21 protein-coding genes, 1 pseudogene and 1 other annotated feature are annotated in these 25,236 nt (G+C 57.3%); of the genes and pseudogenes, 9 read left to right on the forward strand and 13 right to left on the reverse strand.

The window, feature by feature from the left end; translation table 11 throughout:
* Positions 1 to 54 precede the first annotated feature (54 nt).
* Complete coding sequence (locus EV102420_RS10990; RefSeq protein ID WP_042391631.1) at positions 55 to 3,129, forward strand: beta-galactosidase; 3,075 nt, start codon at positions 55 to 57, stop codon at positions 3,127 to 3,129.
* Here EV102420_RS10990 and pdeB read toward each other — a convergent pair.
* The 11 genes from pdeB to acrA all read right to left on the reverse strand — a co-directional run bounded on the left by pdeB (position 3,110) and on the right by acrA (position 15,571).
* Positions 3,110 to 4,690, reverse strand: coding sequence for a cyclic di-3',5'-guanosine monophosphate phosphodiesterase PdeB (gene pdeB, locus EV102420_RS10995; RefSeq protein ID WP_042391951.1), 1,581 nt, complete (start codon positions 4,688 to 4,690; stop codon positions 3,110 to 3,112). The two genes, EV102420_RS10990 and pdeB, sit on opposite strands and share 20 nt — an antisense overlap.
* Before the next feature lie 141 nt (positions 4,691 to 4,831).
* A complete protein-coding gene (locus EV102420_RS11000; RefSeq protein WP_165570663.1) occupies positions 4,832 to 5,491 on the reverse strand; it encodes a methionine ABC transporter permease in 660 nt (219 codons plus the stop codon).
* Positions 5,488 to 6,276 (reverse strand): methionine ABC transporter ATP-binding protein, encoded by a 789-nt coding sequence (locus EV102420_RS11005; protein WP_077776525.1) that lies wholly within the window; start codon positions 6,274 to 6,276, stop codon positions 5,488 to 5,490. Before EV102420_RS11005 ends, EV102420_RS11000 begins: the two co-directional genes overlap by 4 nt.
* Complete coding sequence (locus EV102420_RS11010) at positions 6,273 to 7,079, reverse strand: MetQ/NlpA family ABC transporter substrate-binding protein (protein WP_042391635.1); 807 nt, start codon at positions 7,077 to 7,079, stop codon at positions 6,273 to 6,275. Before EV102420_RS11010 ends, EV102420_RS11005 begins: the two co-directional genes overlap by 4 nt.
* Before the next feature lie 35 nt (positions 7,080 to 7,114).
* A complete protein-coding gene (locus EV102420_RS11015; RefSeq protein WP_042391637.1) occupies positions 7,115 to 8,143 on the reverse strand; it encodes an isopenicillin N synthase family dioxygenase in 1,029 nt (342 codons plus the stop codon).
* 649 nt (positions 8,144 to 8,792) lie between these two features.
* Entirely contained in the window at positions 8,793 to 9,287 is a 495-nt protein-coding gene (locus EV102420_RS11020; RefSeq protein ID WP_042391639.1) for a YlaC family protein, read from the reverse strand.
* A gap of 102 nt (positions 9,288 to 9,389) precedes the next feature.
* Positions 9,390 to 9,956 carry a maltose O-acetyltransferase gene (gene maa / locus EV102420_RS11025; RefSeq protein WP_042391641.1) on the reverse strand — a complete coding sequence of 189 codons (567 nt, stop codon included), beginning with the start codon at positions 9,954 to 9,956 and terminating at the stop codon, positions 9,390 to 9,392.
* Between the two features lie 181 nt (positions 9,957 to 10,137).
* The gene (gene hha, locus EV102420_RS11030; RefSeq protein WP_042391642.1) at positions 10,138 to 10,356 is read right to left on the reverse strand and encodes a hemolysin expression-modulating protein Hha; all 219 of its coding nucleotides are present in this window, start codon (positions 10,354 to 10,356) and stop codon (positions 10,138 to 10,140) included.
* Between the two features lie 27 nt (positions 10,357 to 10,383).
* Positions 10,384 to 10,758 carry an Hha toxicity modulator TomB gene (gene tomB / locus EV102420_RS11035; protein ID WP_042391644.1) on the reverse strand — a complete coding sequence of 125 codons (375 nt, stop codon included), beginning with the start codon at positions 10,756 to 10,758 and terminating at the stop codon, positions 10,384 to 10,386.
* 435 nt (positions 10,759 to 11,193) lie between these two features.
* Positions 11,194 to 14,343 carry a multidrug efflux RND transporter permease subunit AcrB gene (gene acrB / locus EV102420_RS11040; protein ID WP_042391646.1) on the reverse strand — a complete coding sequence of 1,050 codons (3,150 nt, stop codon included), beginning with the start codon at positions 14,341 to 14,343 and terminating at the stop codon, positions 11,194 to 11,196.
* 22 nt (positions 14,344 to 14,365) lie between these two features.
* Positions 14,366 to 15,571, reverse strand: a complete 1,206-nt coding sequence (gene acrA / locus EV102420_RS11045; protein WP_042391647.1) for a multidrug efflux RND transporter periplasmic adaptor subunit AcrA — start codon at positions 15,569 to 15,571, stop codon at positions 14,366 to 14,368.
* 142 nt (positions 15,572 to 15,713) lie between these two features.
* Between acrA and acrR the strand changes: the two genes are divergently transcribed.
* Together acrR and mscK are read left to right on the forward strand one after the other, a co-directional pair.
* Positions 15,714 to 16,367, forward strand: coding sequence for a multidrug efflux transporter transcriptional repressor AcrR (gene acrR, locus EV102420_RS11050; RefSeq protein ID WP_042391649.1), 654 nt, complete (start codon positions 15,714 to 15,716; stop codon positions 16,365 to 16,367).
* A 133-nt stretch (positions 16,368 to 16,500) separates the two neighbouring features.
* On the forward strand, positions 16,501 to 19,851 hold the full coding sequence (gene mscK, locus EV102420_RS11055; protein WP_042391651.1) for a mechanosensitive channel MscK: 3,351 nt from the start codon (positions 16,501 to 16,503) through the stop codon (positions 19,849 to 19,851).
* Positions 19,852 to 19,857: 6 nt separating this feature from the next.
* Here mscK and rsmS read toward each other — a convergent pair whose 3' ends face one another.
* Positions 19,858 to 20,016, reverse strand: a complete 159-nt coding sequence (rsmS, locus tag EV102420_RS21385; protein WP_072015242.1) for a pleiotropic regulatory protein RsmS — start codon at positions 20,014 to 20,016, stop codon at positions 19,858 to 19,860.
* A gap of 18 nt (positions 20,017 to 20,034) precedes the next feature.
* Positions 20,035 to 20,562, reverse strand: a complete 528-nt coding sequence (priC, locus tag EV102420_RS11060; protein ID WP_042391652.1) for a primosomal replication protein N'' — start codon at positions 20,560 to 20,562, stop codon at positions 20,035 to 20,037.
* 66 nt (positions 20,563 to 20,628) lie between these two features.
* Here priC and EV102420_RS11065 point away from each other — a divergent pair, with 66 nt between their 5' ends.
* The 6 genes and pseudogenes from EV102420_RS11065 to recR all read left to right on the forward strand — a co-directional run bounded on the left by EV102420_RS11065 (position 20,629) and on the right by recR (position 25,184).
* Positions 20,629 to 21,018 carry a DUF454 family protein gene (locus EV102420_RS11065; protein WP_042391653.1) on the forward strand — a complete coding sequence of 130 codons (390 nt, stop codon included), beginning with the start codon at positions 20,629 to 20,631 and terminating at the stop codon, positions 21,016 to 21,018.
* Between the two features lie 150 nt (positions 21,019 to 21,168).
* Positions 21,169 to 21,720 carry an adenine phosphoribosyltransferase gene (gene apt / locus EV102420_RS11070; RefSeq protein WP_042391654.1) on the forward strand — a complete coding sequence of 184 codons (552 nt, stop codon included), beginning with the start codon at positions 21,169 to 21,171 and terminating at the stop codon, positions 21,718 to 21,720.
* Between the two features lie 94 nt (positions 21,721 to 21,814).
* Positions 21,815 to 23,743: a DNA polymerase III subunit gamma/tau gene (gene dnaX, locus EV102420_RS11075; RefSeq protein WP_042391655.1), complete on the forward strand. Its 1,929-nt coding sequence runs from the start codon at positions 21,815 to 21,817 to the stop codon at positions 23,741 to 23,743.
* Positions 23,076 to 23,140 (forward strand) — a sequence feature (DnaX frameshifting element). It overlaps the preceding gene by 65 nt.
* Positions 23,744 to 23,796: 53 nt before the next feature.
* Positions 23,797 to 24,129 (forward strand): YbaB/EbfC family nucleoid-associated protein, encoded by a 333-nt coding sequence (locus EV102420_RS11080; protein ID WP_042391656.1) that lies wholly within the window; start codon positions 23,797 to 23,799, stop codon positions 24,127 to 24,129.
* A gap of 203 nt (positions 24,130 to 24,332) precedes the next feature.
* Positions 24,333 to 24,494: pseudogene (locus EV102420_RS22500) on the forward strand (transcriptional regulator); the annotation flags it as partial.
* Between the two features lie 81 nt (positions 24,495 to 24,575).
* Positions 24,576 to 25,184, forward strand: coding sequence for a recombination mediator RecR (gene recR, locus EV102420_RS11090; protein WP_042391660.1), 609 nt, complete (start codon positions 24,576 to 24,578; stop codon positions 25,182 to 25,184).
* Positions 25,185 to 25,236 lie beyond the last annotated feature (52 nt).

Here is a 25,236-nt window from a genome sequence, read left to right on the forward strand (position 1 = left end):
GTCAGGGCATCGTACAGAAAATTGTGAGCGCTTCGCAAAAATCATGAGGTCGACATGTCCGCTGCTGCCCTGAACACCCTGCTTGCCCGCCGCGACTGGGAAAACCCGGTTGTGACTCACTGGAATCGCCTGCCGATGCACGTCCCTCTGCGCAGCTGGCGTGACGCTGACGAGGCGCGCCATGACAGCGGCTCGCCCTCGTGGCGGCTGCTCAACGGCGAGTGGCAGTTTAGCTTCTACTCCGCCCCGGAAGCGGTGCCAGCGTCATGGATAGAGGAGGACTGCGAGGCTGCCGTTGCGATGCCGGTTCCCTCTAACTGGCAGATGCAGGGTTTTGATACGCCGATCTACACCAACGTCACCTACCCGATCCCGGTCACGCCGCCGTATGTCCCTGCGGAGAACCCTACCGGCTGCTACTCGCTGACGTTTGACGTGGATGCGGCATGGCTGGCGAGCGGCCAGACGCGGGTTATTTTTGAAGGGGTCAACTCGGCCTTCTATCTCTGGTGCAACGGGAAGTGGATTGGCTACTCGCAGGATAGCCGCTTGCCCGCAGAGTTCGATCTCAGCGCGGTGCTGCGGCCCGGTGCAAACCGGCTGGCGGTGATGGTGCTGCGCTGGAGTGACGGCAGCTATCTGGAGGATCAGGATATGTGGCGCATGAGCGGTATCTTCCGCGACGTAGTGCTGCTGCATAAGCCTGCCACCCACATCAGCGACTTCCGGGTCGAGACTACGCTTAACGCCGAGTTTAACCATGCCCGGATAAGCACCACCGTGCAGCTTGCCGGGGAGCTCGCCGACTGCCGGGTGGCCGTTGCCCTGTGGCGCGGCGGGGAGCAGATCGCCTGCGCAGAGCAGCGTCCCGGCAGCGCGATTGTAGATGAGCGCGGGGCATGGGCCGAGCGGCTAAGCGTCGATCTCGCTGTTGATAAGCCGGAGCTCTGGAGCGCAGAAACGCCGCATCTCTACCGACTCACCGTCGCGCTGCTGGATGCCGAGGGCCGTCTGCTGGAGGTCGAAGCCTGCGACGTGGGCATCCGCAAGGTGGAGATTAGCCACGGTCAGCTGAAGGTCAACGGCAAGGCGCTGCTGATCCGCGGGGTTAACCGTCACGAGCATCACCCGGAAAACGGCCAGGCAGTGGACGAGGCCACCATGCGCCGGGATATCGAGCTAATGAAGCAGCATAACTTTAACGCCGTGCGCTGCTCCCACTATCCGAACCATCCCCTCTGGTATCGGCTGTGCGATCGCTACGGACTCTACGTGGTCGACGAAGCCAATATTGAAACCCACGGCATGGTGCCGATGAGCCGCCTGGCGGACGATCCGCAGTGGTTTCCTGCCATGAGCGAGCGTGTCACCCGCATGGTGCAGCGCGACCGCAACCATCCCTCCATTATTATCTGGTCGCTGGGGAACGAGTCCGGCCACGGTGCGAGCCATGACGCGCTCTACCGCTGGGTGAAGTCCAGCGATCCGACGCGTCCGGTGCAGTACGAGGGCGGCGGGGCGAACACGGCCGCCACTGATATCATCTGCCCGATGTATGCCCGCGTCGATATGGACCAGCCTTTCCCCGCGGTGCCAAAGTGGTCGATTAAGAAGTGGATCGCCCTGCCGGACGAGACGCGCCCGCTGATCCTCTGCGAGTACGCCCATGCGATGGGTAACAGCTTCGGTGGCTTTGCCAAATACTGGCAGGCGTTTCGTGACAATCCTCGTCTGCAGGGCGGCTTTGTCTGGGACTGGGTCGACCAGGCGCTAACGAAGCGGGATGAAAACGGTAACGCCTTCTGGGCCTACGGCGGCGATTTTGGCGATACCCCGAACGATCGCCAGTTCTGCATGAACGGACTGGTCTTCCCGGATCGTACTCCGCATCCGGCCCTCTATGAGGCCCAGCGCGCACAGCAGTTTTTCCAGTTCCGCCTGATTAGCTCCGCGCCGCTGGTGGTTGAGATCCACAGCGAGTACCTCTTCCGCCAGACGGATAACGAGGTGCTGCGCTGGCACATTGCCCGCGACGGCGAAGTGCTTGCCGAGGGCGAGCAGTCGCTAGCGATCCTGCCTCAGGGCGTGCAGCGTCTGGAGATTGATGCGCCTGCGCTGTCGGCTGTAACGGGAGAGATATGGCTTAACGTTGAGGTTTATCAGCCGCGGGCTACCGCATGGTCGCCGGATAACCACCGCTGCGCGTGGGATCAGTGGCGGCTGCCTGCGCCGCTGGTTATTCCTTCGCAGGAGGAGGCAGGCCCAGGCGCGACGCTGGCAACCAGCGACGAGGCTTATAGCGTCAGCTGGCAGGATCGGCGCTGGCACTTCTCGCGCCAAAGCGGCGATCTGGAGCAGTGGTGGTGCGGCGAGACGTCGACGCTGCTGACGCCGGTTCGGGATCAGTTCACCCGCGCGCCGCTTGATAACGATATTGGCATTAGCGAGGTGACGCGGATCGATCCCAACGCCTGGGTTGAACGCTGGAAGGCGGCAGGTATGTATGCCATGACGCCGCGTCTGCTGCACTGCGCGGCACAGGAGAGCGCCGGAGAGGTGGTCATTACTACCCGGCACGCCTGGTCCCATGAGGATAAGGTGCTGTTTATCAGCGATAAGCGCTGGCGCATTGACACTCATGGCGTGCTGCACGGCGAGGTTGAGGTGCAGATTGCTACCGACGCCCCGCCGCCTGCAAGAATAGGCCTCAGCTGCCAGCTGGCTGCGGTGGAGGAGTCCGTCAGCTGGCTGGGCCTGGGGCCGCATGAGAACTACCCCGACCGCAAGCTGGCGGCGAGCCAGGGACGCTGGACGCTGCCGCTGAGCGCGCTGCATACGCCCTATATTTTTCCCAGCGATAACGGCCTGCGCTGCGATACCCGTCAGCTGGATTACGGCGCGCATCGGCTTAACGGGCGCTTCCACTTCTCCCTGAGCCGCTACGGTCAGCGTCAGCTTTATGAAACAACCCATCACCATCTGCTGTGCGAAGAGGAGGGCTGCTGGCTTAACCTCGACGCGTTTCATATGGGCGTAGGCGGCGACGACTCGTGGAGTCCGAGCGTGTCGCCAGAGTTTATCCTCGCTGAAGAGCGCGTGCGCTACGCCTTCAGCTGGCGTCAGGCGTAGCCTTACCGGGCCGGAGGTTCTCTTCGGCCCATGCCATAAACGCCTCCTTCGGCAGCGCCTTGCTGTAGAACCACCCCTGAACAAACTGCACCCCGTGATTGCGCAGCCATTCCAGCTGGCCTTTGGTCTCAACCCCCTCCGCGACCATCGCCAGCCCCAGCGCTTTTGCCATCTCGATGATGTGCGGCGTGACGTTTTTGTACTCCAGCGCATCAACGAAGGATTTGTCGATCTTCAGGATGTCGACCTCCAGATGTTGCAAATAGCTTAGGCTGGAGTAGCCGGTGCCGAAGTCATCAATATAGATGGCGTGCCCGGCGCGGCGAAGCTCGGAAATGGCCGGCGAACTCACCTTAGGATCGGCAAAGCCACGCTCGGTGATCTCAAGCGCAATCTGCGAGGCGCTGAGCTGCCAGCGGGCCAGCAGCGTGCTGAGTAGCCCAGGCAGGCTCTTCGAGACCAGATCGTCGGGATCGAGATTGATCGAAACGTGTAGATCCGGATGGCGCTGTAGCCACGGTCCCAGATCGCTAAATACCGTCTCAATAATCAGCTGCGTGAGCTGCGGCATCAGGCCCGACTGCTCCGCCAGCGGAATAAAAATATCTGGGGTGAGAAAGCGGCCATCAGCCTGCGGCCAGCGGGCCAGCGCCTCGGCCCCGACTACTTTTCCACTGTCCAGAGCGATAATCGGCTGATAGTAGACCACGATGTCGCGGGCTTTAATGGCATCCCGCATCCGGGCATGGGGCGATTGCATGCGGCGCAGCACGCGTAACAAAAGAAACGCGATCGCCAGGCTCATCAGTACCCCAATCGGCAGCCAAATGAGCAACTGTCGGTACAGATTTTTTTGCAGCGGGGCGAGAGAGGCGGCGGTAATAATGGCTAGCCCGAGCTCGGGAAAGCGGCGTACGTCGTATAGGGTTCCCTTCTGCTGGAAATGAGTCAGCGTGCTCTGCTGCGCCTGTTGCCAGACAGCGGGATTGAACCCGCCGCTGCTGGCAATCAGTCGGTTGGTGGTCATGCTCACCAGCGACACCTTAATAGGTGAGGCGCCAAACGTCAGGACGTCGATAAACGACAGAGGATCGAGCATCACCACATGGTGCTTGCTGCCCAGCGCGGCCATAATACGCTTTATGCCAATGTCGTTCTGGGACGTGAGCCAGGCCCGATAGCCGTCCGGGGTGATCCTCTCTGGCGACGGTAGCCTGCCTTCCTGGCTGTTGCTTTCCAGCGACGAGCAGAGAGGTTGCCGATCGTTTACGTAGATTATCTCCTGCACATAGTGGTTAGAGAACGCCACTCTGCGCATGGCCATTAGATGCTCAGGGCTACAGGGCGTGCCCGTAAACTGATCGATATCATTAAGGGCTAATTTGGCTTGCTGAACCACTTTTTGGGTACGTATCACAACCCAGTTGGCATAGTCGTCCACCTCTTGTATAACCGTTTTCTGCGCCTGGCGATGCGCCAGCCAGATGCTCAGCCCGAGTGGGATAAGCATTGCAAGGAGCAGCAGAAAGGTGACTATGTTTACTAGCCGTCGGCTTGTCATCATCAAACATTCCTTTTTGATATATGGCGAAAAAGATCAGCAGCAGGAATAGGGCATGGTTATACCATTATCTGCGGCGATCCTCTGCTAATTCCCGCCAAAATTTGCTAAAGGACAATGTTTAATAATAAAAGCGTAGGCTTAGCGGCGGTGCGCCAGACGACGTACCAGGCGATCGCCGGTCATCTGTACCCCCTGCACCAGCACCACCAGTACGACGACCGTACCCACCATCACCTGGTCATTGAAGCGCTGATAGCCGTAGCGAATCGCGAGATCTCCCAGCCCGCCGCCGCCAATGACGCCCGCCATCGACGAGAAGCCAATCAGCATGACGATGGTGAGGGTGATCCCCGCCAGCAGGGTTGGCAGCGCCTCCGGCAGCAGCGCTTTGGCGATGACGTGCCAGACGCCGCCCCCCATCGACAAAATGGCCTCGATACGGCCATAGTCCACCTCGTCCAGCGCGTTTTCCGTCAGCCTGGCAAAGAAGGGAAACGCGCCGATAGTGATTGGCACCACGGCGGCGGTGCTGCCCAGGGTGGTGCCAATCAGCAGCCGGGTAAAGGGGATCAGGGCAATCAGCAGCACGATAAACGGCAGCGAGCGGCCAATATTAATTATCGTCCCCAGCACGGCATTGATTTTAGGCATCGGCAGCAGGCCGCTCGCCCGTGAAATATAGAGTAAAACGCCGATGGGCAGGCCAATCAGCACGGTGAAAAAGGCGGCCAGCGCCACCATGTAGACGGTCTCCAGCGTGCCGTTTAGCAGCATCGGCCAGAGTTCCTCCCAGCTCATGCTACGCATAGCGGCCTCCCGTTTAAGCCGTGCCGTTGTAAAAACAGACGTTCCGCCTGCGGATCGGGCAGCAGCGCCTGGCGCAGGCGCGACCACGGTGTGACCAGCAGATCGGCAATCTTTCCGCTTTCAATCAGCTCGCCGTTCTCCAGCAGCGCCGCATGATCGCAGAGGCTTTTTACCACCTCCAGCTGGTGGGTGATCAGCACAATGGTCAGGCCAAGCTGACGGTTGATATCCGCCAGCAGGCTCAGCACCGACTGCGTGGTCTCGGGATCCAGCGCGCTGGTGGCTTCGTCGCAGAGCAGCACCTGCGGACGCGCCGCCAGCGCCCGGGCGATACCGACGCGCTGCTTCTGCCCGCCGGAGAGCTGCGAAGGGAAGGCCTGCGCCTTATCGCTCAGCCCTACCAGGTGCAGCAGCTCATCGACTCGTACCCGGCGCTGCGCTTTGGCTACGCCGGCGATCTCCAGCGGCACGGCAACGTTGTCCGCCACGCTGCGAGCGTGCAGCAGATTGAAGTGCTGAAAAATCATGCCGGTTTGCAGACGGTGCGCGCGCAGGGCGGCTTTATCGAAACCGGTAATGTCGCGCCCGTTGACCAGGATACGGCCATGGGTTGGCCGCTCCAGCAGATTCAGGCAGCGGATCAGCGTGCTTTTACCCGCACCGCTGCGCCCGAGAATGCCGTAAATGGCCCCTTCGGGAACGGTTAACGAGATGTCGTTCAGCGCCGGTCGGCCTGCTCCGGCATAGGTTTTACTCAGCCCTTCAATCACAATCATGACTGCGGCGCGACCGGAATAACCGAGCCGTTGTAGTTTTTACGGATAAATTCGGCCACCTGCGGCGAGGTCAGATCCTTCGCCAGCTCCTTAATGCGTGGATCGTTAGCCAGCGCCGGGTTGGTCACCAGAATATTGGCGTAGGGATTATGCTCGGCGCTCTCCAGCCCCAGCGCATCTTTAGCTGGCGTCAGGCCCGCCTCCAGCGCATAGTTGCCGTTAATGACCGCCAGATCGACGTCGTCCAGCGAGCGCGGGATCTGCGGGGACTCAATCTCAAGAATTTTGATGTGTTTTGGATTCTCGGCAATGTCCTTCGGCGTGGCGAGGGTGGTGGCCGGATCGGTGAACTTCGCGTTGAGCTTAATCAGCCCCTGGCTTTGCAGCAGGAACAGGGAGCGGCTCAGGTTGGTGGTGTTGTTCGGCACGGCCACCGTGGCGTTGTCTGGAATCGACTTGAGATCTTTATATTTGCGCGAGTAGATGCCCAGCGGTTCAATGTGCACCGTCGCCGCGACGGCAAAGGTTTTGCCCAGCGCTTTCTCCTGATCTTTGAGATACGGAACGTGCTGGAAGTAGTTAGCGTCAACGTCGCCGTTAGCCAGCAGCTCGTTGGCATTAACGCCGCTGGTCAACTCCACTACCTTGATGTCCAGCTTTGGATCAAAGGTTTTAATGTAGTTCAGGATTTCCGCGTGTGGCACGGCGTCGGCAGCGATGCGTAACGCTTCCGCATGGGCAGAACCCCATGCCAGAGACAGAGAGAGCGCCAGCCCGGCCAGTTTAAATGCTGCAGGTTTCATGATTTTTATCCTTATCGTTATGTCAGTGGGTTTAATCAGGCAATCAGTTGCTCACTGCGCTCGCGCAGCACGTCCCGGTAGTAACGCTCGGCTACGTCCGGATGGGATCGCAGTCGTCCTTTGAGGTAGTTCCAACCCACGTCGCGCAGCAGCGGATTGAGCGGGTCGCTCTCTGGCCCCTGCGCCTCCTGGGCCAGCTGCTCGGGCAGGGCATAGACCGGTACAACCGCATCCAGCTGTGCGCCGAGGAAGAAAGCGATCGACAGCCGCTCCTGGCCAGCTGCGGGAGAGACGACCCGATGTACCGTGGCGCGCAGATAGCCGTTGGTGGCCAGCTCCAGCAGCTCACCAATGTTCACTACAAAGCTTCCGGCCAGCGGGGCGGCATCCAGCCAGCGGCCCGGAGCGACCTCAACCTGCAACCCTCTCTGCTCATCCTGGAGCAGGAAGCTGAGGAAACCCGAGTCCTTGTGTGCGCCGACGCCCTGCTGGCTCTCCGTGGCCGGCTGGCCGGGGTAGCGGATCAGCTTGATATGCTCGTTGGGTTTATCGCCGTACAGCGCATCAAAGGCGTCGGCTGGCAGGTTTAGCGCCTGGGCGAAGGCGCGCAGCAGGCTGAGGGCCATGCGGGTCATCGCTTTTTGCCAGGCGAGCAGGGCAGGCTTCAGCGTCGGCTGCGCCTCTGGCCACAGGTTCGGTCCCTGCAGACGTCGCCAGCGAGGATCGTCCCCGGCCACGTTCAGCGCTGGACGCTCAGCGCCTATATCAAACTGTTCGCGCCAGTCCGGCTGGCCGCGGGTTAGCTCCGAGGCCGCACGGTTATAGCCGCGAAAATGGGGCGAGTGGATCATGGCGACCTGCTGCTTCTCCGCATCGGAAAGGGCAAAGAAGCGGCGGGCCTCCTGCTGGACGGCATGCTGTAGGGCGTCGTCCACGCCATGATTCACCAGATAAAAGAAACCGATATCTCGTGCAGCATTACGCAGCTGCTCCAGAAAGGCGGGACGCTGGTCGGGATTGGAAAAGTGCGACAGGTCAAGAATGGGCAGGCGGGTAGCGGTCATGGCTGGCTCCTCATAGTGGCTTTCTGGCAGAGTGCCCTAACGCCCTATTTTCAACCAATAACCTTCTTTTCTAATTTATGACCGAGCAGGATCACGTGCTTTTGCGAAAAAAGCATAAGGCAGATGTAGCGGGGGAGCGGGCTTGCGGCGGGCCAAAATGATAAGAGCCCTGACTTGAGAAGCCAGGGCTCTTAGGGTACTACTGATATTGCGTTTAACATTAAGGAACTTAACTACATGATACTACTTATGATACTGCTTTAAATGTACACGTTTAAGGTTCTTCACCTCGGTACTCAAGTACACACCCTTCGCGATATCAACTATTTGATGCGTGGCCTTACTTCCATTGCGATTCAAAACATGACGTTTTAATTCACAACCCATACAACATACAACGGAGCCTTACATCATCGCGATTTCGTTCACACCCTGCGATTGTAGAAACTGACTACGTGGCCTTAAAGCGTCATCGGGTAGGCTTGCAACTGATTTACGCTACGCCGACTCTCCCATACAACAATACTTCGTGGCCTTTATCGCATTCATTACTTACATCTTACTATCTACTTCTTACTACCTAACAGCGACCTCACTAAGCAACGCTGTTAACTTAAATCTAATACTTTTTTTGGATATGTCAACTGGCTCAAGAAGCGACCTGCGGCTGAGCGTGCGGCCCGGTTTTCGGCTTCGTCAGGGAGTAGACGTCGTAAAACGAAAGCTCGCCTTTTTTCTGCACCATCTGCTGGAGCTGGCTCTTTTGCGCAGCATCTACCTTAGGCGATTGCATAATGGCGTCGATCAGCTCTGGCGGCACATTGCGCGTGTTGTACCACTCGCCGTTATAGCAGACGCGGAAATCGAGCACGTCGATATCCTCATAACGGTAGCGCGGGTAGACGTCGAAAAAGAAGAAGCCGTTCAGCAGGGCGAAAAGCACCACCAGCAGCCAGACGGAGCCTGCTAAGGTTTCGGACTGGAGCATCACCGCCAGGGTAGCAAACCAGCCAACATACATGCCGATAAACAGCCAGGGATGGTTGCGGATAAAGCTAATGCTGAAGCGTGGCCGATTGTCACGCTTCTCGCGAATATTTAGCTCATTGATCGTTTGGGTAAGCAGTCGCTCTATTTCTGTCATTTTTTACCTTTGGGGATCGGACAAAACGCAGGTGAAACAGCCTATTTTACGATCCCCGCCGATAAAAAAAAGTAACAGCCAGACAACAAAAAAGCATAACAGTTACGCCGAAGCCGTTGGCAGCTTTTTAATAATCCGTGCGGGGTTTCCCGCCACTACCACGTCGTCAGGGATATCGCGGATCACCACGCTGCCGGAGCCGATAACCACGTTGTTGCCAATGGTCACGCCCGGATTTATCACGGCCCGACCGCCGACCCAGACGTTATGACCAATGGTCACGGGCGCGCCGAACTCTAATCCGCTGTTACGTTCGGTTGCATCAAGCGGATGGGTGGCGGTGTAGATATGCACCCCTGGGGCGAACATACAGTTATCGCCAATATGGATAGGGCAGACGTCCAGCATCACGCAGTCAAAGTTGGCGTAAAAATCGTTGCCGAGAAAAATGTTGTAGCCGTAGTCGCAGCGGAAGTTCGGCTCGATATAGGCATTGCCGCTTTTACCGAGCAGCTCGGCAAGCAGGCCGCGCCGTTCGCTCTTTTCGGTAGGGCCGGAGTGGTTGTACTGGTGCAGCAGCTCCCTGGCACGCAGGCGATCTGCCCGTAATGTTTCATCGCCAGATCGGTAGAGTTGTCCGGCAATCATTTTCTGCTTTTCTGTACTCATGGCTATCTCACTGTTAAACGTAACAGGAACATCCTGGATGGAGATAGCCTGAAAGAGTATCGCGCTGAGTTTAGTATGTGATTGAGATCACATTACTTTATAAGACAAAAGCCCGGCGCTCAAACCCATCAAAACACGTCTGATAAAGGCGGCGAGAAATGGCTATGACACGGTGCGCAGACTAACGAACAAACTTCCACACGGAGGAGGGGATTTTGTCATACAGTTTATTCATGGTCAGTTCAGCCAGGCGATGATCGGCAGCGGAATAAAAGACCGTTAGCTCGTTGTCAGACAGTTCGTATTTATTTTTCTCAATCACGCGTTCAAGCGTGTCAATTGTCTGACAGCGCCTCAGGCGCATCAAATAATCTACTTTGGTTAATGGTTTATCAGACATAAATTCACCTATGTATTTGTAATAGTTTTAACAGGACAGACTAACAGGGTTAGCCTTGCTCACATTAACGAAACAGCGAAACAGGCGATTGCCGGATTTGCGCCATTTCTGCAAGTCTTCTGTGCTAATGCCATAGCTACTGAACAGCATGAACGTGTCGTCCAGGTATTCGTCGATCTGGGCGATCAGTTTATTATCTTCATTATACTTAATTTTATAATTAAGTGCGAAGGTCGCAATATGCTCAATCAGCTCGTTTAGCTGCAAATTGATTGCTGACGTCGGGTCGTTAACCCAGCCGTGATGACTCTCTTCAAGGTTAGACAGGCAATCATGGTACAACGTTTCGCAAAGAAATTTTAGCTGCGCGACATCATGCCTTTTTGGCGAGTATTCGTCCATAACGTATCCCCTTCTAAGTGGCTTTTTTTTCACATGGAACACCGTTTCGGGATGGATACCTCCTTGAGGTCGGCGTGTAAGCTGCTCTTACGCCTCAATTTAACTATAAGTCACTCTGAAAAAGATTTCCTGGAGCGATTACGAAAAATTACAATTATCATCTTTTGCTTTCGTTTTTCACCAGGCGAAAGGGTTGAACCATGCCTGCCTGTATGTTATCCACTAAGAATAGTCTTACGTTAAGGCGCTTATACTATTAATTAAGAATATCTTCACTTCTTAAGATAATCCCTTAAGCCTTAAGAATTATGCGACTTATATTTGTTACAGAAATTAACGCAATAAACAATAAGCCTTCATGATGATTTTCAGGGGAATAATGAAAAAGGCCGCTTGCGCGGCCTTTGATTCACAAACTCCAGGTTTCAGAGCGGATTAGTGATGCTCAACCGGATGGCTGTGCTCCACGTCTTCAGATTTGCGGCTAAAGCGGCGGCGAACCACCACGAAGAACACCGGAACAAAGAAGACGGCCAGTACGGTTGCGGTCACCATCCCGCCCATTACGCCAGTACCTACGGCGTTCTGTGCGCCAGAGCCTGCCCCGGTGCTGATAACCAGCGGCATAACACCGAGGATAAACGCCAGCGAGGTCATCAGGATAGGACGCAGACGCATACGTACTGCCTCAAGCGTCGCCTCGATCAATCCTTTACCCTCTTTCTCCATCAGATCCTTGGCGAACTCAACGATCAATATCGCGTTCTTCGCCGACAGGCCGATGGTGGTCAGCAGGCCCACCTGGAAGTAAACGTCGTTGCCCAGCCCGCGGAACGTTGCCGCCAGCAGTGCACCGATAACCCCGAGCGGAACAACCAGCATGACCGAGAACGGAATTGACCAGCTCTCGTACAGCGCTGCCAGACAGAGGAAGACCACGATCAGCGAGATAGCGTACAGGGCAGGGGCCTGGTTACCCGAGAGGCGCTCCTGGTAGGACATACCCGTCCAGTCGTAGCCCACGCCCGCAGGCAGCGTGCCCGCCAGCTGCTCCATCATATCCATCGCTTCACCGGTACTCTTACCGGGACCCGCTTCACCGAGGATCTCCATTGACGGCAGACCGTTATAGCGCTCCAGACGCGGTGAACCATACTCCCAGTGCGACGTGGAGAAGGCCGCGAACGGAACCATCTGACCATCGCTACCGCGCACGTACCAGTTATTGATATCGCTTGGCAGCATACGGTATTTAGCCTGTGACATAACGTAGACCTTCTTCACGCGACCACGGTCGATGAAGTCGTTAACGTAGCTGCCACCCCAGGCGGTCCCCAGCGTTGTATTAATATCGCTAATGGAAACGCCCAGCGCCTGCGCTTTCTCCTGATCGATATCGATCTTGAACTGCGGCGTATCTTCCAGGCCGTTAGGACGTACGCCCACCAGCAGATCAGGGTGCTTGGCTACCTCGCCGAGCAGCTGGTTACGCGCCTGCATCAGCTTGTCATGACCGAGGTTGCCCTGATCAATCAGCTGGAAGTCGAAGCCGGTTGCCGTACCCAGCTCAACAATCGCCGGCAGGTTAAAGGCGAAGACCATCGCATCTTTAATCTGTGAGAAACGTGCGCTGGCGCGGCCTGCAATGGCCGGAACCTTGTTCTCTGCCCCCGCACGCTCTTCCCAGTTTTTCAGCGAGACGAACGCGATACCGGTGTTCTGACCGCGACCCGAGAAGCCGAAGCCGTTAACGCTAAACACAGAGTTCACGTTCGCTTTTTCGTCTTTCAGGTAGTAGTCGGTGACCTCATCGAGCACCTTCTGCGTACGCTCTTGGGTGGCGCCTGCTGGCAGCTGTGCCATGGTTAAGAACACACCCTGATCTTCATCTGGCAGGAACGAGCTTGGCAGACGGACAAACAGGAACGCCATGCCCGCCACGATGATGATATAGAGCAGCAGATAACGACCGGTGCTGCGCAGAATATTGCCTACGCTGTCGGTGTAGTGGTGCGTGCTCTTATCAAACATGCGGTTAAACCAGCCGAAGAAGCCTTTTTTGCCTTCGCCGTGGTCGCCTTTGGCGATGGGCTTCAGCATGGTGGCACAGAGGGCTGGCGTCAGGATCAGCGCGACAATAACCGACAGCACCATCGCCGAAACGATAGTAATCGAGAACTGACGATAGATTGCACCGGTAGAGCCGCCGAAGAAGGCCATCGGGATAAATACCGCTGACAGCACAAGGGCAATACCCACCAGTGCGCCCTGAATCTGCCCCATCGATTTCCGCGTGGCCTCTTTAGGAGACAGCCCCTCTTCAGCCATAACACGTTCGACGTTCTCTACCACCACGATGGCGTCATCAACCAGCAGGCCGATAGCCAGCACCATACCAAACATGGTCAGGGTGTTTATCGAGTAGCCGAAGGCGGCAAGGATGGCGAAGGTACCCAGCAATACCACCGGAACGGCAATCGTAGGGATCAGCGTTGCACGGAAGTTTTGCAGGAACAGGTACATCACCAGGAACACCAGCACAATCGCTTCGACCAGCGTTTTCACCACTTCGTTAATGGAGATTTTAACGAACGGCGTGGTGTCGTACGGGTAGACCACCTTCAGGCCTGCCGGGAAGGTCGGCTTCAGGGACTCAATGGTCGCACGTACGGCATTCGCGGTATCCAGCGCGTTAGCACCGGTTGCCAGTTTGATCCCCAGACCAGAGGCGGGCTGACCGTTGTACTTAGCGATAACGTCGTAGTTCTCACCGCCCAGCTCAATCTCTGCCACGTCACGCAGGCGAACCTGGGAGCCATCCGGGTTTACCTTCAGCAGGATCTTACCAAACTCTTCCGTGGAGGTGAGTCGGGTCTGAGCGATGATTGAGGCGTTCAGCTGCTGCCCTTTCACCGGCGGCGTGCCGCCAAGCTGACCTGCGGCTACCTGGGCGTTCTGCGCCTTAATAGCATTGATTACGTCAACCGGCGTGAGCTGGAAGTTGTTCAGCTTGTTCGGATCCATCCAGATACGCATCGCATACTGGGCACCAAACAGCTGTACGTCACCGACGCCCGCGGTACGGCTAACCGGATCTTTCACCGTTGCGCCCACGTAGTCAGCGATATCTTCCTGGGTCATCGAGCCATCGGTGTTGATCATCCCCAGCACCATCAGGAAGCTGCTGGATGACTTCTCAACGCTGACGCCCTGTTGCTGTACTTCCTGCGGCAGCAGCGGCATGGCCAGCTGCAGTTTGTTCTGCACCTGAACCTGCGCGATGTCCGCATCGGTACCGGAGTTAAAGGTCAGGGTGATCTGCACCGAGCCAGACGAGTCGCTGGTGGAGGACATGTAAAGCAGGCCATCGATACCGTTCATGTTCTGTTCGATAACCTGCGTCACGGTATCCTGCACCGTTTTCGCATCTGCGCCTGGGTAGTTTGCTGAGACCGTCACCGCCGGTGGCGCAATCGAAGGATATTGCGCTACCGGCAAGTTGAGGATCGAAAGCGCCCCCGCCAGCATGATAATGATCGCGATAACCCATGCGAAGATGGGGCGATCGATAAAAAACTTAGACATGTCTTAACGGCTCCTGTTTAAGTTAAGACTTCGTTTGTTCTGACTGGGCGCCAGCTGCAGCTTGCTCTTTCTTGTCAGAAGCCTGATCGCTATTTACTTCTTGCACTTTTACCTGCGCGCCCGGCCGAACTTTCTGCAGGCCGGTGACGATCACGCGATCGCCATCTTTCAGACCGCCGGTGACCAGCCACTTATCGCCAATCGCCTGCGAGGTCTGCACCTGGCGGACTTCAACCTTATCGCCTTCGCCTACGACCATGGCCGACGCCTCACCGCGCGGCGTGCGGGTGATACCCTGCTGAGGAACCAGCAGCGCGTTCGGGTTCAGACCCTCTTCCAGACGGGCGCGAACGAACATGCCCGGCAGCAGAGTTTGATCCGGGTTAGGGACGATAGCGCGGAGGGTGATAGAGCCAGTGGTTTGATCCACGGTGACGTCAGAGAACTCCAGGGTACCGGTCTGCGGGAAGGTCGCGCCGTCGTTGGTGAGCAGCTCAACTTTCGCTTTACCGTTCTCCTGCTTCAGGGTGCCTTTCTCCAGCTCCTGCTTCAGGCGCAGGTAATCGTTGCTGGACTGGGTCACGTCCACATAGATCGGATCGAGCTGCTGCACGGTCGCCAGCGCATTAGTCTGGCCGGTCTGCACCAGCGCGCCTTCGGTTACCGACGACTTACCAATGCGGCCGCTGATAGGGGAGGTCACTTTGGTATAGGCCAGGTTGATACGCGCGGTTTCGACGGCGGCTTTGGCGGCCACGACCGAGGCGTTAGCCTGCTGCGCTTCAGCCTGGGCGTTATCGAAATCTTGCTGACTGATGTATTTAGTACCAATCAGGCTCTGGTAGCGCTTAAGGGTAACCTGGGCAATATTTGCCGCAGCCTGGGCGCGCGCTAAATCGCCTTTTGCGCTCTCATAGGAAGCCTGGTAGGTGGCTGGATCGATTTGATAAAGCGAGACACCCGCTTCAACGTCGCTGCCCTCGGTGAAGTTACGTTTCAAAATGATGCCGCTAACCTGCGGTCTGACTTCAGCCACGCGATACGCGCTGGTGCGGCCTGGCAGTTCAGTGGTCATCTGCAGAGGTGCGGATTTGAGTGTCACAATGCCCACTTCTGGCGCTTGCTGTGCACCTTGTTGAGCCGGTTTATCATCACATCCTGTTAGCGCTAAGCTGCCCGAAAGCATCAGAACGGCCGCCAGAGGGGTAAATCCTCTGTTTTTGTTCATAGGTAAACCTCGAGTGTCCGATTTCAAATTGATCAGTGGATCAAACGCCCACAAACCCATTGCTGCGTTTATATTATCGTCATGCTATGGTACATACATTCATAAATGTATGTAAATCTGACTCCCATAAAATCACCAACATATGGCACGAAAAACCAAACAACAGGCTCTGGAGACGCGTCAGCATATTTTAGATGTCGCCATGCGGCTGTTTTCAACGCACGGCGTCTCCAAGACGTCTCTGGCAGACATTGCGCAGGCTGCGGGTGTCACGCGTGGCGCAATCTATTGGCACTTCAAAAATAAGTCAGATTTATTTGGTGAAATTTGGGAGCTGTCAGAGTCCAGTATTGGCGATCTCGAGCTTGAGTATCAGGCAAAATTCCCTGACGATCCACTCTCAGTTTTGCGCGAACTACTGGTCTATATCCTTGAAGCAACCGTTGTCGAAGAGCGTCGCCGGTTAATGATGGAGATCATTTTCCACAAGTGTGAGTTTGTCGGCGAAATGGCCATAGTGCAACAGGCTCAGCGTAATTTATGCCTCGAAAGTTACGATCGTATTGAACAGACCCTCAGCCACTGTATTCAAGCGAAAATGTTGCCTGCTAATTTGCTCACCCGTCGGGCCGCCATTTTGATGCGCAGCTACATCTCCGGCATTATGGAAAACTGGCTCTTCTCACCACAAACGTTTGATCTTAAAAAAGAGGCGCGTGACTACGTCACTATCCTGCTAGAGATGTTCCAGCTCTGTCCAACCATGCGGGCAACGCCAGGCCTGCTCAACGCCTGATTTTCCTGCATAACGCCAGGAAATATCCTGGAGGCTATGCGCATTGCTATGTTGTCCCAGACGGGCGTGATATTCTCTGCGCGTGGTCAGTCCCGGCCCGCTTTCCCGTAAAGAAACCATTCATCTAAAAATTATGCTGCACTCCATACGCTCGCAAAATCCGCTCTCCGCTTTTGCCATGGTGCTGGTGCTTATCGTAAGCCTGTTTACGACGGCGTCGTACGCCCGTGCCAGTAACGATCTGCCTACCCGTGCAGAGGTGCAAAGCCAGCTTGATGCGCTAAATAAGCAAAAAGACCATACGCCACAGGACAAGCTCGTCATTGACGATCTGACGCAAACCCTCGATACCCTCGACAAGATCGAGCGGGTCAAGCAGGAGACCACTCAGCTTCGCCAGAAGGTCGCCCAGGCACCGGATAAGATGCGCGAGGCGACGGAGGGGCTTAACGCGCTCAGCGATAAAGACAACGATGACGAAACGCGTAAAATCCTGGCGACGCTCTCGCTGCGCCAGCTGGAGTCGCGGGTCTCGCAGCTGCTGGACAATCTCCAGACCGCGCAGAACGATCTGGCGACCTACAACAGCCAGCTGGTGGCGCTGCAAACCCAGCCGGAGCGGGTGCAGAACGCCATGTACGCCGCCTCGCAGCAGCTTCAGCAGATCCGTAACCGCCTGAACGGTACCGGGGCAGGGGAGGGCGCGCTGCGGCCGACTCAGCAGACGCTGCTGCTGGCCCAGCAGGCGCTGCTGAATGCCGAGATTGACCAGCAGCGTAAAAGCCTTGAGGGCAACACCACCCTGCAGGATACCCTGCAAAAGCAGCGTGACTATGTCACGGCCAACAGCAACCGCCTGGAGCATCAGCTCCAGCTCCTGCAGGAGGCGGTCAACAGCAAGCGCCTGACGCTGACGGAAAAAACCGCCCAGGAGGCCGTCACGCCGGACGAAACCGCGCGTATCCAGGCCAACCCGCTGGTGAAGCAGGAGCTGGAGCTCAACCACCAGCTCAGCCAGCGGCTTATCGACGCCACGGAAAACGGTAACGCGCTGGTTCAGCAGAATATCAAAGTTAAAAACTGGCTCGATCGCGCCCTGCAGTCCGAGCGCAATATCAAAGAGCAGATCTCGGTGCTGAAAGGGAGCCTGCTGCTGTCGCGCATTCTCTACCAGCAGCAGCAGACGCTGCCCTCCGCCGACGAGCTGGCGGATATGACCAACCGCATCGCCGACCTGCGTCTTGAGCAGTTTGAGATTAACCAGCAACGCGATGCCCTGTTCCAGAGCGACGCCTTCGTCGGCAAACTGGAGGAGGGGCACGCCAGCGAGGTAAACGACGAGGTGCATGATGCGCTGCTACAGGTCGTCGATATGCGCCGTGAGCTGCTCGACCAGCTCAATAAGCAGCTCGGCAACCAGCTGATGATGGCCATCAACCTGCAGGTTAACCAGCAACAGCTGATGAGCGTGTCAACGAGCTTGCAAGAGGTGCTGACCCAGCAGATCTTCTGGGTGAACAGCAACAAACCGATGGACTGGGAGTGGATCAAGGCCTTCCCACAGGCGGTTAAAGAGCAGTTCCGCACCATGAAAATCACCGTGAACTGGGAGAAAGCCTGGCCTGCGGTCGCCATTGCGTTTCTGGCCGGGCTGCCGCTGCTGCTGATTGCGGGCCTGATCCGCTGGCGTCTAGGCTGGCTGAAGCAGTACCAGGCTCGCCTGGCGGACGAAGTAGGCCAGCTGCGTAACGACAGTCAGGGGCACACGCCAAAGGCGATCCTCATCGACCTGATCCGCGCTCTGCCGGTCTGTCTACTGATCCTGGCGGCGGGGCTGATCCTGCTCACCATGCAGCTCAATATTAGCGAGCTGCTGTGGGCCTTCAGTAAAAAGCTGGCGCTTTTCTGGCTGGTGTTCGGCGTGTGCTGGAAGGTGCTGGAGAAAGACGGCGTGGCGGTAACCCACTTCGGCATGCCGCCGCAGTTGACCAGCCACTGGCGTCGGCAGATCGTCCGCGTCAGCCTGGCTCTGCTGCCGCTGCATTTCTGGTCGGTGGTCTCCGAGCTGTCGCCGCTGCATCTGATGGACGACGTCACCGGGCAGATTGTGATCTTCCTGAACCTGCTAGTGATCAGCGCTCTGGTGTGGCCGATGTGCCGCGACAGCTGGCGTGATAAGGAGTCCCACGCCCTGCGCCTGCTGACCGTGACGGTACTCTCTATTGTGCCGGTGGCGCTGATGGTGCTGACGGCCACCGGCTACTTCTACACCACGCTGCGCCTCTCTGGCCGCTGGATTGAGACCGTCTACCTGGTGATTGTCTGGAACCTGCTCTACCAGACGGTGCTGCGCGGGCTTAGCGTGGCGGCTCGCCGTATCGCCTACCGTCGTGCGCTGGCCCGTCGGCAGAACCTGGTGAAGGAGGGGGCCGAGGGTGCGGAGCCGCAGGAGGAGCCGACCATCGCCCTTGAGCAGGTCAACCAGCAGACGCTGCGTATTACCATGCTGGTGATGGTGGCGCTATTTGGCCTCGTCTTCTGGGCAATTTGGTCCGATCTGATCACCGTGTTCGCCTATCTCGACAGCATTACGCTCTGGCACTACAACGGCACGGAGGCGGGGGCCAACGTGGTGAAAAGCGTCACCATGGGCAGCCTGCTGTTTGCGCTTATTGCGGCGATGGTGGCCTGGGCGCTGATCCGCAACCTGCCGGGGCTGTTGGAGGTGCTGGTGCTTTCGCGCCTGAAGATGCGCCAGGGGGCCTCTTACGCCATCACCACTATTCTTAACTACGTGATTATCGCTGCCGGTGCGATGACGGTATTCGGCTCGCTGGGCGTATCGTGGGACAAACTCCAGTGGCTGGCGGCGGCGCTGTCGGTTGGTCTTGGTTTTGGCTTACAGGAGATATTCGGTAACTTTGTCGCCGGTATTATTATCCTGTTTGAGCGCCCGGTGCGCATCGGCGATACGGTGACCATCGGCACCTTCTCCGGGACGGTTAACAAGATCCGTATCCGTGCCACCACCATCACCGACTTTGACCGCAAAGAGGTGATCATTCCGAACAAAGCCTTTGTGACCGAGCGCCTGATCAACTGGTCGCTCTCCGATACCATTACCCGCGTGGTGGTGCGTCTTGGGGTAGCCTACGGCTCCGATCTCGATAAGGTGAAGGCGGTGCTGCTGAAGGCGGCGATGGATCATCCGAAGGTGATGCACGATCCGGAACCGGCGGTCTTCTTTACGACCTTTGGCCCGAGCACGCTGGATCACGAGCTGCGCCTCTACGTACGTGAGCTGCGGGATCGCAGCTACACCGTGGATGAACTGAACCGTACCATCGATCGGCTGTGCCGCGAGAACGGCATCAACATTGCGTTCAATCAGCTGGAAGTGCACCTGCGCAATGCGAAAGGTGAAGAGCTGACCGAGGTAAAACGCGACCTGAACGACGACAATAGCGCGCCTGCTATCGCCTGACGGGGTTTAAGAACGCGTATCCTGCAGCGGGACTTTTTTCTCAAAGTCCCGCTTTACTATCTCCAGCGCTTTCAGCACGGTTTCCGGCGCAATGGCGTGCTCTTCCAGCAGCATAATCAGATCCACCGCCAGCTTGACCTCTTCCGGCGCATTTTCCAGCGACATATTCACTCCTGTTACTCCCTAGCGTGTTAACCGGGCCAGTACGTTCTCAATCCGCGCCAGCGCGCTGCGACAGCGTGCCAGCCTGCCTTCGAGCGCCACGACGTCGCGCTGTAGCGTTTGCTGCTCTTCAAAACCGGTAGCTCTGGCGAGCAGCAGCTCGCGGGCCCGTTTCATCTCCTGCAGGCGGCGCTCGTACTGCTGATGCTGTAGCCGCTTGCGCTGCCATTTGGTCACCCCCGGTGAGGCGCTGTCCCACTCCCGTAGCGACCAGGTGGCCGTTTCCCGGGTAAGGGCGGCGAGCTGTGACGAGAGATGTTCCGCCAGCCACGCCACCTGCGGCAGCTGTCCGGCATCCACCGCGTGGCGCAGCGCGGCGAGATTATGGTCAACCTCGTCCAGGCAGGCGCGCATTAACGTGCTGCGGGTTTGAAACAGATGGCGATCGAAGCGTGCGCTGACGGTCGCGTGGTGCGCCAGTGGTGCAGCCCGCTCACGCAGGGAAGCGAGCTGTTTTTCCAGTGAATCTAAAAGCAAAGCCGTTTTCAACAATCTCTCCCCTGTATTCATCAGGGCTATGCTACATTAGCCAAAAAGCCCGATAACGATCCTATTATGCAACGTACTCTGTTAATTATCATCGGCTGGCTGGCGGTTGCGCTCGGCACGCTCGGCGTCGTGCTGCCGGTGTTGCCCACCACGCCCTTTATTCTGTTAGCCGCCTGGTGCTTTGCCCGATCCTCTCCTCGTTTTCACGCCTGGCTGCTCTATCGCTCCTGGTTTGGCGGCTATCTTCGCCACTGGCAGCAGTACCGTGCAATGCCCCCCGGCGCCAAACCCCGCGCCATCGTCATTATCCTCCTGACGTTCGCGATTTCACTCTGGCTGGTTAAGCTGATGTGGGTCCGTTTTCTGCTGCTGGCGATCCTCGCCTGCCTGCTGATATTTATGTGGCGAATCCCGGTCGTTGATAAGGCGGTTGATGAAAAGCAACAAAAGCAGTAAAGCGCACTCAAGCTTATTGCATTTGTCCCGTTCTGCCAGTACATTCGACCGTTTTCGAGCACGGGCACGTTTGGTTAAATGTTAAACAATAGTTACATTAACCTGCAACGCGTGCAGTGAGTATGACCGTTTCTAGCAGGCAAAAAATCCATGACAGCAACTGCGCAGCAGCTTGAGTATTTAAAAGACAGCATTAAAAGCATTCAGGACTATCCGAAACCGGGGATCCTGTTCCGGGATGTCACCAGTTTGCTGGAAGATCCGAAAGCGTATGCTCTCAGCATTGAACTGCTGGTCGCGCGTTTCAAAGACGCAGGCATTACCAAAGTGGTGGGTACCGAAGCCCGTGGCTTCCTGTTTGGCGCCCCGGTCGCCCTGGCGCTGGGCGTTGGCTTTGTGCCGGTGCGTAAGCCGCGCAAGCTGCCGCGTGAAACCATCGCCGAAAGCTATGAGCTGGAGTATGGCACCGACCAGTTAGAGATCCACGTTGATGCCATCAAGCCGGGCGATAAAGTGCTGGTGGTGGACGATCTGCTGGCGACCGGCGGCACCATTGAAGCCACCGTGAAGCTGATCCGCCGTCTGGGTGGTGACGTGACCGACGCTGCCTTTATTATCAATCTGTTTGATATTGGTGGCGAAGAGCGTCTGGCGAAGCAGGGGATCACCTGTTACAGCCTGGTGCCGTTCCCCGGCCACTGATTGCCATCCGTCAGTACACAGTCTCGCTGTTAGGGCGAGGCTGTGATAGCATTGCCCCTCGTATATCCACCTTCCAGCGTTCCAGAGCCTGCCCATGAGTTATCAGGTCTTAGCCCGTAAGTGGCGACCACAAACTTTTGCTGACGTCGTCGGTCAGGAGCATGTGCTGACTGCACTGGCGAACGGCTTATCGTTAGGACGCATTCATCATGCGTATCTCTTTTCCGGCACCCGTGGCGTCGGAAAGACCTCTATTGCCCGTTTGCTGGCGAAGGGGCTGAACTGCGAGACCGGCATTACCGCAACGCCCTGCGGCGTGTGCGACAACTGCCGTGAAATCGAGCAGGGGCGCTTTGTCGATCTGATTGAGATCGACGCCGCCTCGCGTACCAAAGTTGAAGATACCCGCGATCTGCTGGATAACGTCCAGTACGCGCCAGCCCGTGGCCGCTTCAAAGTCTACTTGATAGACGAAGTGCATATGCTGTCGCGGCACAGCTTTAACGCCCTGCTGAAGACCCTTGAAGAGCCACCGGCGCACGTCAAGTTCCTGCTGGCGACCACCGATCCGCAGAAGCTGCCGGTAACCATCCTCTCCCGCTGCCTGCAGTTTCATCTTAAGGCGCTGGATGTAGATCAGATCCGCCAGCAGCTTGAGCATATTCTCGACGAAGAGAAGATCCACCACGAACCGCGCGCCTTACAGCTGCTGGCTCGGGCCGCCGACGGCAGCCTGCGCGACGCCCTTAGCCTGACCGATCAGGCGATTGCCAGCGGCGACGGCCAGCTCACTGCCCAGGCGGTGAGCCAGATGCTTGGCACGCTGGATGACGACCAGGCGCTGTCGCTGATTGAGGCGCTGGTGGAGGCCAACGGCGAACGGGTGATGGCGCTGGTTAACGAGGCTGCCGCACGCGGCGTGGAGTGGGAGGCGCTGCTTGTTGAGATGCAGACCCTGCTGCACCGCATCGCGATGGTACAGCTCTCGCCCTCCGCGCTCGGCAGCGATATGGCGGCTATTGAGCAGCGCCTGCGCGAGCTGGCGCGCACCGTGCCGCCGGGCGACGTCCAGCTCTACTACCAGACAATGCTGATTGGTCGCAAAGAGCTGCCGTTTGCGCCGGACCGGCGGATGGGCATAGAGATGACCCTGCTGCGGGCGCTGGCGTTCCATCCGCGTATGCCGCTGCCGGAGCCGAGCGTGCCAGCCCAGGACTTCTCTCCCGTTGCCCCGACGGCAGTGCTGACGCCGGATCAGGTGCCGCCATCGCCGCCGCCTGCTGCGCCGCGTAGCGATGCGCCGCTGTCGGACACCACCAGCCAGGTGCTAGCCGCCCGCAGTCAGCTGCAGCGTGCTCAGGGAGCGACCAAAGCAAAAAAGAGTGAACCGGCAGCGGCAACCCGCACGCGGCCGGTGAATAACGCTGCGCTTGAGCGGCTGGCATCGGTCACCGAGCGCATCCAGACGCGCCCGGCCGCCGCCGCCCAGGAGCAAGCGCCGGTAAAAAAAGAGGCCTACCGCTGGAAGACCACCCTGGTTACCGAAGAGGTAAAAGAGGTGGTCGCCACGCCGAAGGCGCTGAAGAAAGCCCTTGAGCATGAGCGGACGCCGGAGCTGGCGCAAAAGCTTGCCGAAGAGGCCATCACCCGCGATCCGTGGGCGGCAGAGGTCAGTCGGCTCAGCCTGCCTAAACTGGTTGAACAGGTGGCGCTTAACGCGTGGAAAGAGCAGGAGGGGAGCCGAATCTGCCTGCACCTGCGGACTACCCAGCGGCATCTGAACTCCCCCGGTACGCTAAAAGTTTTAGGTGAGGCACTTAACACCCTGTACGGTTCAGCGGTTGAAGTGTCTATCATTGAAGATGATAATCCCGCGATGCGCACTCCGCTGGAGTGGCGTCAGGCGATTTACGAAGAGATGCTTGCGCAGGCGCGCGAGTCGATTATTGCGGATAGCAACATTCAGACCCTGCAACGGTTTTTCGATGCGGATCTGGATGAAGAGAGCATTCGCCCTATTTGATCGTAAGTTTGACTTACGGTTGTCATTTTTAACGTGAATGAAGAGAGAAGCCTATGTTTGGTGGTAAAGGCGGTCTGGGTAACCTGATGAAACAGGCCCAGCAGATGCAAGAAAAGATGCAGCAGATGCAGGAAGAGATTGCGAAGCTGGAAGTCACCGGTGAATCCGGTGCGGGTCTGGTGAAGGTCACCATCAACGGCGCGCACAACTGCCGTCGCGTGGAGATCGACCCAAGCCTGCTGGAAGACGACAAAGATATGCTGGAAGATCTCGTTGCAGCGGCCTTCAACGATGCGGCGCGCCGTATCGAAGAGACTCAGAAAGAGAAGATGGCAGGCGTCTCCTCCGGTATGCAGCTGCCGCCGGGCTTTAAGATGCCGTTCTAATGGCTTTGCGCAGTTAGCTATTATCAGCGCTACGCGATCTCAAAAAGATCCTGTCAGAAAGGCAGATCTTGAGAGTGAGCGTAGCGCATTATAAGTGAATCAAAATTAGCTCGTTTTAACTACTTTCATCAACTCTACCCATTCCCCTGCGTTATCTTTATAAACAGCCTGATAAATATGATGCGATCGACGCGGTAAGCATTATGCAAATTAAATTAATCGAAACCGAGCAGGATTATGAGGCAGCTTTAAGTGTTGTTGCCCCGATGTTTGATCAGGAACCTTCCATAAACGCACCTGAAGGCGATTTTTTTGAGGCTATATGTCTGCTCATAGAAGAGTATGAAAAAAAGCATTATCCTTTAAACATCTAATTCATGTCTTTGAATTATCTTAATTTAAGTGGTTGATATGTTTAATTTTAAATTTTGTAAGGGGCCGTTCTAATGCAGACCAGTCCGCTGCTGACGCAGCTTATGGAAGCCCTGCGCTGCCTGCCGGGCGTTGGCCCGAAATCGGCACAGCGCATGGCCTTTACGCTTCTGCAGCGCGATCGCAGCGGCGGGATGCGCCTTGCCCAGGCCCTGACGCGGGCAATGTCGGAGATTGGTCACTGCGCCGACTGCCGTACCTTCACCGAGCAGGAGGTGTGTAACATCTGCTCGAACCCGCGTCGCCAGGAGAACGGTCAGATTTGCGTGGTAGAGAGTCCGGCGGACATCTACGCCATTGAGCAGACCGGGCAGTTCTCTGGCCGCTACTTCGTGCTGATGGGGCACCTGTCGCCGCTCGACGGCATCGGCCCGAACGATATCGGCCTCGATCGGCTGGAGCAGCGCCTGGAGCGTGAGCAACTGAAAGAGGTGATCCTCGCCACCAATCCCACGGTGGAAGGGGAGGCGACCGCCAACTACATCGCCGAGCTGTGCGGGCAGTATGGCGTTGACGCCAGCCGCATCGCCCACGGTGTGCCGGTAGGCGGCGAGCTGGAGATGGTCGACGGTACCACGCTCTCCCACTCGCTGGCGGGACGCCATAAGATCCGCATTTCGTAAAAAAAACGGGGGCATTTTTCTGCCCCCGCTTGAAATCCTGTTGTCTTATCCC

Source organism: Pseudescherichia vulneris NBRC 102420 (assembly GCF_000759795.1).
Taxonomy (GTDB): Bacteria; Pseudomonadota; Gammaproteobacteria; order Enterobacterales; family Enterobacteriaceae; genus Pseudescherichia; species Pseudescherichia vulneris.

Excerpts from the sequence above, each read along its gene's own strand:
- acrR (WP_042391649.1), top strand. The coding sequence starts at position 15,714 with ATGGCACGAAAAACCAAACAACAGGCTCTGGAGACGCGTCAGCATATT.
- recR (WP_042391660.1), top strand. The coding sequence starts at position 24,576 with ATGCAGACCAGTCCGCTGCTGACGCAGCTTATGGAAGCCCTGCGCTGC.
- EV102420_RS11020 (WP_042391639.1), bottom strand. The coding sequence starts at position 9,287 with ATGACAGAAATAGAGCGACTGCTTACCCAAACGATCAATGAGCTAAAT.
- EV102420_RS10990 (WP_042391631.1), top strand. The coding sequence starts at position 55 with ATGTCCGCTGCTGCCCTGAACACCCTGCTTGCCCGCCGCGACTGGGAA.
- pdeB (WP_042391951.1), bottom strand. The coding sequence starts at position 4,690 with ATGACAAGCCGACGGCTAGTAAACATAGTCACCTTTCTGCTGCTCCTT.
- apt (WP_042391654.1), top strand. The coding sequence starts at position 21,169 with ATGACAGCAACTGCGCAGCAGCTTGAGTATTTAAAAGACAGCATTAAA.
- mscK (WP_042391651.1), top strand. The coding sequence starts at position 16,501 with ATGCTGCACTCCATACGCTCGCAAAATCCGCTCTCCGCTTTTGCCATG.
- EV102420_RS11000 (WP_165570663.1), bottom strand. The coding sequence starts at position 5,491 with ATGAGCTGGGAGGAACTCTGGCCGATGCTGCTAAACGGCACGCTGGAG.
- rsmS (WP_072015242.1), bottom strand. The coding sequence starts at position 20,016 with ATGTCGCTGGAAAATGCGCCGGAAGAGGTCAAGCTGGCGGTGGATCTG.
- EV102420_RS11015 (WP_042391637.1), bottom strand. The coding sequence starts at position 8,143 with ATGACCGCTACCCGCCTGCCCATTCTTGACCTGTCGCACTTTTCCAAT.
- EV102420_RS11065 (WP_042391653.1), top strand. The coding sequence starts at position 20,629 with ATGCAACGTACTCTGTTAATTATCATCGGCTGGCTGGCGGTTGCGCTC.
- maa (WP_042391641.1), bottom strand. The coding sequence starts at position 9,956 with ATGAGTACAGAAAAGCAGAAAATGATTGCCGGACAACTCTACCGATCT.
- EV102420_RS11005 (WP_077776525.1), bottom strand. The coding sequence starts at position 6,276 with ATGATTGTGATTGAAGGGCTGAGTAAAACCTATGCCGGAGCAGGCCGA.
- dnaX (WP_042391655.1), top strand. The coding sequence starts at position 21,815 with ATGAGTTATCAGGTCTTAGCCCGTAAGTGGCGACCACAAACTTTTGCT.
- acrA (WP_042391647.1), bottom strand. The coding sequence starts at position 15,571 with ATGAACAAAAACAGAGGATTTACCCCTCTGGCGGCCGTTCTGATGCTT.
- acrB (WP_042391646.1), bottom strand. The coding sequence starts at position 14,343 with ATGTCTAAGTTTTTTATCGATCGCCCCATCTTCGCATGGGTTATCGCG.
- tomB (WP_042391644.1), bottom strand. The coding sequence starts at position 10,758 with ATGGACGAATACTCGCCAAAAAGGCATGATGTCGCGCAGCTAAAATTT.
- EV102420_RS11080 (WP_042391656.1), top strand. The coding sequence starts at position 23,797 with ATGTTTGGTGGTAAAGGCGGTCTGGGTAACCTGATGAAACAGGCCCAG.
- EV102420_RS11010 (WP_042391635.1), bottom strand. The coding sequence starts at position 7,079 with ATGAAACCTGCAGCATTTAAACTGGCCGGGCTGGCGCTCTCTCTGTCT.
- hha (WP_042391642.1), bottom strand. The coding sequence starts at position 10,356 with ATGTCTGATAAACCATTAACCAAAGTAGATTATTTGATGCGCCTGAGG.